General features: G+C 51.7%; 6 protein-coding genes. All 6 read left to right on the plus strand.

Annotation, left to right across the window (positions count from 1 at the left end; all coding sequences use genetic code 11):
• Positions 1-142: 142 nt before the first annotated feature.
• The 6 genes from bcsA to C7B82_RS08980 all read left to right on the plus strand — a co-directional run bounded on the left by bcsA (position 143) and on the right by C7B82_RS08980 (position 13,041).
• Positions 143-2,764 carry a UDP-forming cellulose synthase catalytic subunit gene (bcsA, locus tag C7B82_RS08955; protein ID WP_106255952.1) on the plus strand — a complete coding sequence of 874 codons (2,622 nt, stop codon included), beginning with the start codon at positions 143-145 and terminating at the stop codon, positions 2,762-2,764.
• 831 nt (positions 2,765-3,595) lie between these two features.
• The gene (locus tag C7B82_RS08960; RefSeq protein WP_106255993.1) at positions 3,596-4,672 is read left to right on the plus strand and encodes a response regulator; all 1,077 of its coding nucleotides are present in this window, start codon (positions 3,596-3,598) and stop codon (positions 4,670-4,672) included.
• A 163-nt stretch (positions 4,673-4,835) separates the two neighbouring features.
• Positions 4,836-5,213, plus strand: a complete 378-nt coding sequence (locus tag C7B82_RS08965; protein ID WP_106255953.1) for a response regulator transcription factor — start codon at positions 4,836-4,838, stop codon at positions 5,211-5,213.
• A 4-nt stretch (positions 5,214-5,217) separates the two neighbouring features.
• Positions 5,218-5,727, plus strand: coding sequence for a chemotaxis protein CheW (locus C7B82_RS08970; RefSeq protein ID WP_106255954.1), 510 nt, complete (start codon positions 5,218-5,220; stop codon positions 5,725-5,727).
• Positions 5,728-5,794: 67 nt separating this feature from the next.
• Positions 5,795-9,826, plus strand: coding sequence for a GAF domain-containing protein (locus tag C7B82_RS08975; protein WP_106255955.1), 4,032 nt, complete (start codon positions 5,795-5,797; stop codon positions 9,824-9,826).
• A gap of 146 nt (positions 9,827-9,972) precedes the next feature.
• The gene (locus C7B82_RS08980) at positions 9,973-13,041 is read left to right on the plus strand and encodes a hybrid sensor histidine kinase/response regulator (RefSeq protein ID WP_106255956.1); all 3,069 of its coding nucleotides are present in this window, start codon (positions 9,973-9,975) and stop codon (positions 13,039-13,041) included.
• Position 13,042: the final 1 nt, after the last annotated feature.

The following is a 13,042-nucleotide window of genomic DNA, read 5'->3' on the forward strand; positions in this document are numbered from 1 at the left end:
GGAGAAGTGGTTTCACGCTTAGACCCCACCCTTTCCACTCCAAAAACCACCCTTTCCACTACCGTTCTTGACACTCGCTAGTGAGCACTCAAAACTCAAAACGCCTCCCCTCTACCCTTTCTCCCCTTGCATCCCTTTCCTCATGCTCAAAGCTCTTTCTTCTTTCTGGATTGATCGGCAACGGACTAAACCTGCCAAAGGCTGGCAGCAGTGGTCGACCACATGGCTGGTCGATCGCTTGCCTGCTTACTCTGACGGCATCTTGCGCTGGCTCACTCGCTATCAACTTTTGCTTTTAGCGGGTGCCGCTTTATGGCTCTGTGTGCCGTTGGTGCTTGAACGCCCCCCTGTTTGGCAGCAAGCGGTTCTGGGGGTAATTTTGGTGACGGTGGGCTACACCGTCGTTGGGCTAGAGGAACAGCAGTCTGAGACTCGTGGTAGTGAGAACTTGCATCTGTTTCTCATTGCGTTGAGTGTATTGACGACCATGCGGTATCTCTATTACCGCACGGCCTACACCATGAACCTGGATAACTGGCTCAATGGGTTTTTCTGTATCTTGCTGTATGTGGCGGAGCTGTACGCGATCGGCACTCTGCTGCTGGCCTACTTTCAAACCATCAAAGTCCGCGATCGCAAGCCCGTTGACCTTTCCCTGACCCCTCAAGACCAGTGGCCAACGGTCGATATCTACATTCCTACCTACAACGAAGATGTCGAAATCGTGCGTAAGACGGTGCTTGCGGCAGTGGCAACCGACTATCCAGCCGACAAAAAGCAGGTGTATGTCCTGGATGATGGTCGTAAATTGCTAGAACGTCGGGAACTACTGCAACAGATGTGTGACGAGCTCGGTTGCTTCATGTTGACACGAGACAACAACGACCATGCCAAAGCAGGCAATATCAACACTGCTTTCACTAAAACAACGGGCGATCTGGTCATGATCCTCGACTGCGACCACATCCCCGTACGCCACTTTCTACAACATACAGTGGGCTTCTTTCAAAATCCCAAGGTCGCGTTAGTGCAGACGCCGCACTGGTTTTATAACCCCGATCCGTTTGAGCGCAACCTGCTGACTGGTGGGCAGGTGCCGGTTGGCAATGAACTGTTTTACAAAGTGCTGCAAAAAGGCAACGACTTCTGGAACGCTGCCTTTTTTTGTGGGTCTGCTGCCGTCATCCGCCGCGACTACGTACTCAAAATTGGCGGCATTGCTACCGAGACTGTCACAGAAGACTGTCATACTTCGCTGCGGCTCCATTCCCTTGGCTACGAAACGGTCTACTACGACAAAATCATGGTGGCAGGGCTGGCACCCGAAAAATTCTCCGCTTATGTGGGGCAGCAAGTACGCTGGGCACGGGGGATGGCGCAAATTTTGCGGCTCGAAAATCCCTTGTTCAATCGGAAACTGAAGCTGCGACTGTCGCAACGGCTCTGTTATTTCAGCGCTACGTCTCACTTTTTCTTTGGCTTTCCCCGCTTGATGTATGTCATTGCCCCAGTGCTCTATTTGCTGCTGGGGATCAATTCGGTCAAAGGATTGGGGTTCGAGACGTTATGCTACGCCTTACCCCATATTCTGCTGTCGATGCAGACCAATCACATTCCCTATAAACATGTCCGATTTTCGTTCTGGAATGAGATTTACGAATTCGCCATGTCCTTTCAGGCGGGCATTGTCACCTTGCTAGCGCTGGTTAACCCAAAACTGGGGTCGTTTAATGTGACAGATAAAGGACTGACGGTAACGAAGCGCAGCTTTGATCTGGAGAGTGTCCGCTATTTGGTCTTTTTAGGCGCCATCACAGGTGCTTCGCTCATAGCCGTCCCGTTTTGGTTTGTGGTAAGTCCGGAGGACAGCCAAGCAGTGGTGATCAATGCTTTGTGGAGCACGTTTGATTTAATGCTTGTGATGGCTGCTTGTCTGGTCGCGTTTGAACAACCCCAATTGCGACAGGCTCATCGGTTGCCCCGCCACCTTCCAGTGGTCATCCACAGCAATCAACAAACGTGGACGGGGACTACTACGAATGTGAGTGAAACGGGTGCGCGTATTTTACTGGAGGTGTGGCCCAATATTCCAGATATTGTTCAGCTTGAGTTAGTTGGCGATTATGGGGCGCGGGTGCTGGTTGATGCTCATGTCATACGGGCGATCGCCACCAGTAATCTGCAAACGCTGCTCTCGGTGCAGTTTATTAACCTCAGCCGTACTCAGCAGGATGACCTGAGCCTAGTGATTTATTCAGACGTGAAGGAGTGGTATGGTCAAAAACGCGCGACTGCCGATAATCCGCTGCTTTCCCTCCGGTTTATTGTTAGCAGCTTTGGGCGGGTTTTTCGTGAGTTCCAGCCAGAAACAGGCGTTAAAATTCGCAAACAAGTGCGTGCGATCGCCCAACTGTATTGGGAAGGGTGGGAAGGACGGTCGTACACGGCTGTTGTCACAGAAATTGGCATTCGCGATCTTCGCCTGGAGTTTCGGGAAGGGATCATTCCAGAGTTAGCGATTATTCAACAAACCCAGCCGCAGCTTGGGTTACTCATCGCGCGCGATTCTGATAGCCCGTTTATGCAAAGCCTGGTTGCCGAGGTGCAAAACGTTGAAGGTTTAATACCTGTTGTAGAGGGTGAAGTTTTCGCCAATGACGGCGATCAGTTTCCCGATCGGATTGTTATGGAATTAAGTTTTCCAACTGCATTAGATCGGCAGCAGCACAACAAAATCAAACAACTATTGGAGGCATTGGACTAGTTTGGAGAAACAGCTAGGCACGAGTATCGTTTGCCACCAAAAAGTACGGAAAAATGGTGCAAAAACCACATTTCAAATTGTCCCAAGCTCCAAATCACATGACTTCTTTCCGAATAAGATTGCCGTCGAGTCTTCAGAAAATTGGGTTTAATCTGCCATGCAAACTTATTGCACTTTATCGAAACCAGGCTTTTTTCTATGGCTTCTTCACTGCTCCTTCATAAGCTTGGCTGTTTTTTAAGGTATGCTCATTATTAACTAGGAAGACATCTATCTTAAGTTCGATTTTCTCGGAAACGCTGGTTCAAAGAGGCTGCAATCTACCACTTCAGTTCGTGTAATCGTATCTACCTCTCAACCGCTTCTTTTCGGCAACGAATTTTAAGCTTCAACTTTTTTCTCAATTGCAATGAGCTTTCCTCAGAGCCCAGCCAGGGGAGTCAATACCATTGCTAGGAGCCGCGAAAGGCTGAGCCATCATCTGGTAATGGCTGCAATGACTAAGCCTTGATCGGGGCTTTAAGCTTGTGACGCTGCCACAGATTGCAGCAGTGTAGCCTGTAGCTATAAGTCCAAAATGACTGTGCGATTAATTGTGAGCTAAAGACGCTTAGCGCTTAGCTTCTAATTGTTTGTCGATCGCTACTACGAGGCTGCTTCTCACGATTTAAAGAGAATTGCAGTAGTAAAGAAAGATATTTAACCAAATATTTAAGCCTTTTTAGCGTCTTACCAGAGAACGATCAACATTAAATTTTGGGTACGCAGTGTAATGCTCACGATCTGATTGAACCGTTCGTTGAACCCTTGAATGAATCAAAGCTGACTACCATGAACACCATCTCTATGGTTGACCATAAGCCCTCTCAAAGATTGCATCCTTTAAGCCTCTTAGCACAGGCAAAAAGCCGTCAGATTAGTGGCTGTTTACGTGTTTCTAGCCACTCATCAGTTTGGTCGCTTTATCTCGATCAAGGTGAACTGCTTTATGCATCGTATTCTGTCGATCGCTTTGAGCGTCTAGACCGTCATTTACGGCAGCTCAGTCGCCAAGTGCCTACGCTGGTCAGCGCAGTACGTGTGCAAGTACGGCTACTGTTTGAGAGTGCTCCAGAGATGCGAACGAGAATATGCGCTGACTATAGAGCCCTTTGTTGGTTAGTGGAACAGCAGCATCTGACGCCTGACCATGTAGCTGGTTTGATTGAAGAGCTAGCAAAGGAAGTCATCGAGTCTTTTCTACTCGTTCAGGAGGGAAGCTATGAATTGATTGAAAAAGAGAAACTTGATGAGTTTCCTAGCTATTATCGACTTGATTTACGTCCCTTAGTGGAATTTTGCCAGGAACACCTCCGTCAACAACGAGCCGCTAAGCCCTCCCTTCCTGCAACCAATAAGCGCCCTGATTTGGCAGCCCCAACCAAGACACTGTATCCCAATCCTACGCTTGAAAAAGCACCTGTTTCTACAGCGTCTGCTGCTACCACTCCAGTAACTACTGGAAACAATGTAAGGTCTCCTAATAATGCGACACAAAAAGCTCAATACACAATTGTTTGTGTTGATGACAGCCCCACTGTATTGCAAGCAATTAATAGCTTCTTGGATGACACAAGTTTTTCCATTATCATGGTGAACGACCCAGTAAGAGCGCTTATGCAGGTTGTTCGTAGTAAGCCAGACCTGGTTTTGATGGATGTGGAAATGCCGAATCTGGATGGTTATGAGCTCTGTTCTTTGCTGCGGCGACACCCTACTTTTAGGAATACGCCCATCATTATGGTGACAGGTAATACAGGTTTTATTGATCGCGCTAAAGCGAAACTTGTCGGTGCCTCTGGCTATTTAACCAAGCCGTTTACGCAGTCAGAGCTGTTGAAAATTGTGTTTAAACACTTAAGTTGTTAGTTGCTAGTAGTTGGTTATTAGTCGCGAGTATTTAGTAGTTGCTAGGCGAAGAGTTTTGAGTTTTGAGTTACTTTTAACTCCTGACCATTGACTCCTTCTAGCAACTAAAACCATGACCAAACACCAGCAACTTATCCGCCCGAAGACCCAAAAGAGGACTTGTATGAGTTTAACGTTAATGATCACGATTTTAGTGGTTGAGGATACACCATCTGAGCGAGAGTTGATGACCCACTATCTACGTGAAAGCGGTTACACCGTGATCAATGCTGTGAGTGCACAAGAAGCGTTAAGCAAAGCGATCGAGCAGAAGCCTGATGTCATTATTACGGATGTTGTGATGCCTGGTATGAGTGGCTTTGAACTGTGTCGTAGCCTGAAAAAACAGCCAGCGACTGCAAAAGTACCCATTATCATCTGCACGTCTAAGAACCAGGAAATTGATCGGCTGTGGGGGATGAAGCAAGGCGCTGATGCCTATCTCACCAAGCCCTTCACGCGTGAGCAACTGATTCGTACTGTCAAAGCGATCGTAGGTTAAGCCAATGACCGTATCAGCACTGACGCTGCCCTCGAACCGCCAGCAAACTGTTCCGGGCGAAGCGCACCTCAAATTTTTGCTTGACCCTCAAATGCCGCTGGTACTGCCGATGAAGCAGGTACAGGAGGTGTTGGTGCTGTCTGCAAACCGCCTGACACCCATGCCCAATATGCCTGCCTGCGTGATTGGTCTGATGAATCGTCGCAGCCGCGTCCTGTGGGTGGTTGATCTGACCCGCATGTTAGGCACCCCACCGCTGGACTTGAATACTCAACAACACTCTCTGGTGATCATTCGTCCGGGAAACATTGCGCTAGGCGTCGTTGTGCAGCGTGTTGAAGGCATGGTGTGGCTGACGCCTGACCAAATTCAACCACCACCGAGCCATGTGCCATCCAGTTTGTTGACTTATCTCCGGGGTTGCGTCTTACAAGAGCAAGCGATCTGGTTTGTGTTGGATGCGCTGAGTTTGTTGCAGTCGCCGGTTCTACATAACTCGCCAGCGCTTCTGTAAGAGTTACTGAAACGTTTTACTCCATACTTTGTACCGCCTCGCACCATTACTCTGAGATGCCCATCCTATGGTTAATCGAATCGATCCAACCGAAGGTCTAGATAGCCGAAACTCGCTTCAAACGCCTGCGAATCAACGCAATGGCGATCTCTGGGAGCAGCCGCAGCCCTCTGATCCGCCATCCGACCAAGCACTCGAAGCGGTTGATTTGTTGCCAACGCCTCCACTGGTCAAACGTCGTCCCTTTTTGATTCAGCTGTTCTGCAACTTGCCGATCGGGCGCAAACAAATGTTGGCGCTTGTGGTCTGCGAATTGGTGCCAATCCTGGGTCTGGGCGCTGGGTCTGCGCTTGTGCTGACGAGCAGTTTGCGTACGCAACTGCTAGAGCAGGCGAAGTCAGAGGTTGCCGTTACAGAAACACACTACAACATCAAGATTAACCAGATGGGCTATGGCTCACGGGGGCAAGCTGACAATACAGCAATGATTAGCGTGGCACGGACACAGTCCCAAGGCGGTAAGCCCAACGCTGATTTGAATGCACAGGTGCGACAGCTTTTGCGGAACGAGGTCACAGCCCGCAAAATGGAGTATGCCACGCTAGTGGATAAGGATGCGCGGATTGTTGTTAACGCGAATGCCGATCGCCAGGGCGAAACATTTAACCCTGCTGGTTTAGTGAGCAAAGTCCTGAAAACGTCTGTGCAAATCAAAGCCAGCGCGATCGTACCGTGGTCTGAATTAGCAAAAGAAGCGCCCTCTTTGCCCAATGGCTTCAGCAAACAAGATACGTTAATCCGATACGTTGTCACACCTGTCAAAGATCCTGAAACCAAAGCCGTCATTGGAGCCCTAGTTTTTGGTGATGTTGTAAATGCCAAGCGGCCGATCGTCGAAGAAACACTCAACGCGCTTGGCAATGGCTATAGTGCCGTGTATGCGCGCAAACTCAACGGTGAGTTTACACTGGCTACGGCCTTAAATAAAGTCAAAGCAGCCGATGTCGGCGATGCCAACCTGGCTTTGCCTAAGACATCCTTGCTAGAACAGGCGGCTGCTGCAAAAGGACGCGCCGTGACACAGCGCCTGGAAATTGGTGATCACACCTATACTGTGGCAGCCAAAGCAGTGCCTGTCCAAAATAGAGAAACGCCTGACGGTACGACATCGGCCTTTGACGATCAGTCTGCAGCGATCCTGGTCAGAGGGACGCTAGAAGATGGGGTGAATGGTTTAATTGCCAGCAGTCTGAGACAAGATTTGTTAGTGCTGGCGCTGACCTTACTTGTGGTGACTCTCTGGACAGCGGCGTTTCGACGCTTGGTGCTACGCCCCTTAGAGAATCTGGAGCAAGCAACTCAGTCGTTTGCGAATGGCGATCGCACCCAGCGTGCGCAAGTGTCCTCCCTGGATGAAGTGGGTCAACTGACCATTGCGTTTAATGCCATGGCAGATAGCATTGTTCAGTCTGAAGCGGCACTATCAACCGAAGCACGGCAGCGAGAAGTGCAAGCACAGCAGTCTGAGTTGCTCAGCAATGTGGTGGTTAAAATCCGCCAAACGCTTAACCTCGACGACATTGTGCAAACCGGGGTGGATGAAATCCGGGAGTTTCTGGGAGCCGATCGCGTGTTGATCTATCGGTTCAACGACGGCTATGAGAGCGGCACTATCACCGCTGAATCCGCTGGTTCTGGCTGGATTCGTGCTTTGGGCCAAACGATTTACGATCCGCTTGTGGAAGGAGCGATCGATCGCTATAAAAGTGGTCGCGTGTGGTACACCACCGATATCTCGAAAGGTAATCTGAGCCGTTGCCATTGTGAGATTCTGGAGCGCCTCCAGGTTAAAGCCAATATTGTGGCACCCATTAAGGTTAACGGTGAACTGATGGGATTAGTGTGTGCGCACCAATGCGCTAGCCCGCGTGATTGGCGACCATCCGACATTGACTTCTTTGCGCAGCTAGCGATTCAGCTTGGTTACGCTCTGGATCAGGCTGACTTGCTGAGGCAGCAAGAAATCGCCGCTAAACAAGCGCGCCAACTCAACGAAATTACGTTGCGGATGCGCGAAACGCTCGACCCACAGCAGATTTACAAGACCGCCCTCAAGAGCACACGCGATGCACTGGGAGCCGATCGCACACTTATTTATCTGTTTGATGAACGCTGGCAGGGCACGATTATCGCCGAATCGGTTGCACCCGGTTTTCCGGTGGCTTTGGGTGCTCGGATTGCCGACCCCTGCTTTGCCCAAAACTACGTTGAGAAGTACCGCAAAGGGCGCGTTCAGGCAACCGCCAACATCTATGACGCTGGACTCACTGACTGTTACCTCGGGCAGCTAGAGCCCTTCCAGGTCAAGGCAAACCTGGTGGTGCCCATTCTCGTTGAAGAAAAGCTGCTCGGTTTGCTCATTGCCCATCAGTGCTCTGCACCGCGCCAATGGCAAGAAAGCGAAATCAACTTCTTCCAGCAAGTTTCCATTCAGCTGAGCTTCGCGCTCGAACAGGCGAATCTCTTGCAGCAGAGTGAAGCAGCCGCCAAATTCGATCGCCTGCTGAACGAAATTACGTCGCGAATGCGTGAAACGCTCGACCCGCAGCAGATTTACAAAGCCACCCTCAAGGGCACACGCGATGCACTGGGAGCCGATCGTACGCTCATCTATCTGTTTGACGAACGCTGGCAGGGCACGATTATTGCTGAATCAGTTGTACCAGGCTTTCCGGTAGCTCTGGGTGCTCAGATTACTGATCCCTGCTTTGCCAAAGACTATGTTGAGCAGTATCGTCAAGGGCGCGTCCAGGCAACCACGAACATTCATGCTGCTGGGCTAACCGCCTGTCACCTTGAGCAACTGGAACCCTTCCAGGTTCAAGCAAATTTGGTGGTGCCCATTCTGGTTGAAGAAAAGCTGCTGGGTCTATTGATTGCCCATCAGTGCTCTGCACCCCGCCAGTGGCAAGAAGGCGAAATCAACTTCTTCCAACAGGTGGCGGTTCAGTTGAGCTTCGCGCTCGAGCAGGCACAACTGTTTGCCCAACGAGAACAAGCCATTCTCGCTGCCGAAGCGCTGTCTGAAGAGCAACAGCAGAAAACAGAAACCCTCCAGATGCAACTGCTGCAACTGCTCAGTGACATCGAAGGTGCTGCCAGTGGCGACCTCACAGTACGTGCTGAAGTGACGGCGGGCGAAATTGGGACGGTGGCTGACTTCTTCAACTCCATCGTGGAGAGCCTGCGACAGATTGTGACTCAGGTCAAAACGTCTGCCCTGGAAGTGAATGCGTCGCTGGGTCAAAACGAACACGCCATTCAGCAATTGGCAGAAGAAGCCTCTAAACAGGCAGCGGAGACCACTCGAACGCTGGATTCGGTTGAACAAATGGCAAGCTCCATCCAAACGGTAGCAACCAATGCTCGACAGGCGGCCGCCGTTACGCGATCGGCAGCTAGCACCGCTGAGGCAGGCGAAGATGCGATGGATCTGACAGTACAAAATATTCTGGCCCTACGAGACACGATCGGCGAAACGGCGAAAAAGGTCAAACGCCTAGGCGAATCGTCACAGCAGATCTCCAAAGTGGTGTCGCTGATTAACCAGATTGCACTGCAAACAAACTTGTTGGCCATTAACGCTGGTATTGAGGCAGCACGCGCTGGAGAGCAGGGTCAGGGCTTTGCAGTGGTGGCTGAAGAAGTGGGTGAACTGGCTGCCCGGTCTGCGATCGCGACTCAAGAAATTGAGCAGATTGTCAACACGATTCAGCGAGAAACTGGCGAAGTGGTCGAAGCAATGGCGCTTGGCACAACGCAGGTAGTGGAAGGCACGCGACTGGTGGGCGATGCTAAACAGAGCCTGGTACAACTGCTGGAGGTCTCGCGCCAGATTGATACCTTGGTGCAATCGATTTTCAACGCGACTGTTTCGCAGACGCAAACATCCGATGCAATTGCCACGCTGATGAGAGATGTGGTGCAAGTCTCTGAGCGCACCTTCGATTCTTCTCAGCAGGTCTCCAACTCGCTCCGGCAGACGGTTGAAGTGGCTCATGAGCTGCAAGAATCGGTCGGCACGTTCAAAGTTGGGTAACGGTTTGTAGAGTTTTGAGTGTTGGGTGTTCGGTTTTGAGTTGAAAGCTGTTCTTGGCGCACTCAACACTCAGCACTCAACACTCAAAACTTATTTATAGCTAGCCACTCATTACTAACCACTCACTACCAATCACCAGCCAGGTCATGCAGGACAAAGAACTTGAAATCCGACGGCAGTTTCTCGATGAAGCACAGGAGTATCTGGATCTCCTGGAAACCTCTGTACTGGGACTAGCAAGCAGCCGCATTGACATGCAGCAAATTAACGCGGCTCTGCGGGCGGCACACTCGATCAAGGGGGGTGCAGGCATGATGGGTTTTATGGTGTTGAGCGACCTGTCGCACCGTCTGGAAGATTCGTTCAAAGTCCTGAAAACGCAGAAGTCAGTTGAAGTTGATCTTGATCTGGAACGGCTACTGCTGTCAGCGCTCGACGCCTTGCGCCATGTTGTGACCTGCGATCGCCAGCATCTGGCGATCGATGACCATTGGCTGAACGGGCACGCAACCCCGATCTTCGATCAACTGTTGGAGCGACTTGGTGAACCGCAAGCAGAAGATGCAGCCTCTGTTCTGTCGCCTGACAGCGATGGGCAAGCCGTCATTTCGCTGCTGTTCGAAACCGAGGTTGAAGGCTGCCTGCAACGCCTGGAAGCTGTGCTAGCCAACCCCGATCAGCCCTGTTTGCAAGAAGAGCTGACGATTCTAGCGCAAGAGTTGGGCGGGCTTGGCGAAATGCTGCAAATGACGACCATGATCAGCCTGTGTGAGTCAGTGACGTATGCGTTGATGGCGGCGCCCGATCGCGTAGAGGCTGTCGCTCAGGCGGCGTTGCAATCCTGGCGACAAGCGCAGGCGTTGGTGCTGACCGGCAACAGCGCTCAGCTGCCGACGACGATCGACTTGGCCGCACTGTCCATTCCACCAGCTCCTGCCGACAATCCCACCAACAATCTCACCGACGTTGCTTCCTGGAACGAGGGGCTGGAAGATGGCGAGGCCCACATTGCCGACTTTGAAACCTGGCAAGAGGAGCCAGATGGCTTCGATTTTTTCCCTTCAGATTTGCAGCCCGTCGATGTGACAGTAAGCGACGAGGAGTTTGTTGCTACGTCTTCGGTGCAGCCAGTATCAGCATCTGTCCAACCCCTAGCGCGGCAAGCTCAGTCAGTCCATAGCGAATCGCAGGTCACTGATTTTCGGGTTCTGGATGCCAACGTCGATGTCAATCTAGGGGCGGAGGAAGATGACAGTGCTACCGTGCGGGTGCCGATTAAACAGCTCAACCAACTCAATGATTTGTTGGGCGAACTGGCGATCGAGCGCAATGGCCTGGATATGTACGTCCATCGCCTGCGTGGGCTGACGCATACGCTGGGTCGCCGGGTGCGCACACTGGAAGAAGCCAACGCTCGCTTGCGATCATTCTATGACCAGTCAATACCTCGCCCGCCCGCCGAGTTTCGGCCACTGCTCACCCTTAGCCCAGCGATGGAAAGTCAGCCAGCTCACCCGCCAGCCTTACATGATCAAGCGGCCGCTCCTCAGTCTCCAGCGCAGATCCCCTTTGATAGCCTCGAAATGGATCGCTACGGGAAGCATCATTTGCTGTCTCAAGAAATGATGGAAACCATCGTCCAGATTCAGGAAGTAACTAGCGACATTGAGCTGAACCTGGACGATACCGAGCAAACGACTCGCGAACTCAATAAAACGGCAAAACATCTGCAAGCCGGTCTCACTAAAGTGCGGATGCGCCCGCTGTCAGATGTCGTCGATCGCTTTCCGCGTGCCATTCGTGACCTCTCGCTGCAGTATGGCAAGAATGTGAAGCTCAAGCTCAGCGGTGGCAACACCATGATCGATCGCAACATTCTCGAAGCACTCAATGATCCGCTCATGCACCTGGTGCGGAATGCCTTTGACCACGGCATCGAAGCGTCTGAAGTGCGTCTTGCCCAGGATAAGCCAGCGGATGGCTTGATTGAAATTCAGGCAAACCATCGGGGTAACCGGACACTCATTACTGTCCGCGATGATGGTGCCGGTATTCCCGTTCATAAAGTGCGTGCCAGGGCTGAACAGATGGGTCTGGATCCCTCGCTTTTAGCCGCTGCCAGCGATCAAGAACTACTGTCCCTCATTTTTGAGCCAGGCTTTAGCACCAGCGATCACGTGACGGCCCTCTCTGGGCGCGGCGTCGGCATGGATGTGGTGCGCGACAAGCTCAAGCAAGTCCGGGGAGAAATCACCGTCGATACTCAGCCAGGTGTTGGCACCACCTTTACCCTATCGTTACCGTTCACTCTCTCTGTGGTGCGGGTTCTCCTGGTAGAGAGCAACGGCACGCTGCTAGCACTCCCTGTCGATGCAGTGAGCGAACTCGTCTTGCTGCAATCTGAACAAGTCATCACTACGGCTGGCAGTGAAGTGCTCAACTGGGGTGGCACGCTTGTACAGCTGATTCGGCTATCGCGCTGGCTCGTGTTTAACTGTCCGCGTCAACCTTACGCCCTTGAGTCGCCGCCCAACATCAATGAGGCAATGGTCTTGATGGTGAGCCAGGGCGCACAGCTGTTTGGGCTACAGGTCGATCGCTGCTGGGGTGAACAAGAAGTCGCTATTCGTCGCATCGAAGGCACACTGGCATTGCCCTCCGGGTTTGCTAACTGCACCATCATGGGGGATGGACGTGTTGTGCCGCTGGTGAACATGACTGAACTGCTGCACTGGATTACAAGCTGTGAACGCTCCGGCTTGGTGACAGCGCCCCAGTTGCCTCCTGTGCCATCGCTTACGGGCGATCACGTGACGGAAGTGGCTGCCACGCCATCGGCCAAAATCCTTGTGGTTGATGACTCGATTAATGTGCGCCGCTTTCTGGCGTTAACGCTGGAAAAAGCAGGCTACCGGGTCGAACAAGCCAAAGATGGTCAAGATGCCCTTGACAAGCTGCAGGCAGGGCTTTCAGTGCAAGCCGTGATTTGTGACATCGAAATGCCGCGACTAGATGGTTACGGGTTTCTTACCAAAGTTAAATCCAACCCTGCGCTTTCGCATCTCCCCATCACCATGCTGACGTCCCGGAGTGGTGCCAAACATCGCCAACTCGCTATGAGCCTGGGTGCAACGGCTTACTTCTCCAAGCCCTATAACGAACACGAGCTCCTACAAACGTTGGAACAAGTGATTGAAGGCGGAGTGAGAGTCTAAA

Source organism: Stenomitos frigidus ULC18 (assembly GCF_003003795.1).
GTDB classification, from domain to species: Bacteria; Cyanobacteriota; Cyanobacteriia; order Leptolyngbyales; family Leptolyngbyaceae; genus Stenomitos; species Stenomitos frigidus_A.

What these genes read in the sequence shown, in the direction of transcription:
- bcsA (WP_106255952.1), top strand. Translation starts at nt 143, where the DNA reads ATGCTCAAAGCTCTTTCTTCTTTCTGGATTGATCGGCAACGGACTAAA.
- C7B82_RS08960 (WP_106255993.1), top strand. Translation starts at nt 3,596, where the DNA reads ATGAACACCATCTCTATGGTTGACCATAAGCCCTCTCAAAGATTGCAT.
- C7B82_RS08965 (WP_106255953.1), top strand. Translation starts at nt 4,836, where the DNA reads ATGAGTTTAACGTTAATGATCACGATTTTAGTGGTTGAGGATACACCA.
- C7B82_RS08970 (WP_106255954.1), top strand. Translation starts at nt 5,218, where the DNA reads ATGACCGTATCAGCACTGACGCTGCCCTCGAACCGCCAGCAAACTGTT.
- C7B82_RS08975 (WP_106255955.1), top strand. Translation starts at nt 5,795, where the DNA reads ATGGTTAATCGAATCGATCCAACCGAAGGTCTAGATAGCCGAAACTCG.
- C7B82_RS08980 (WP_106255956.1), top strand. Translation starts at nt 9,973, where the DNA reads ATGCAGGACAAAGAACTTGAAATCCGACGGCAGTTTCTCGATGAAGCA.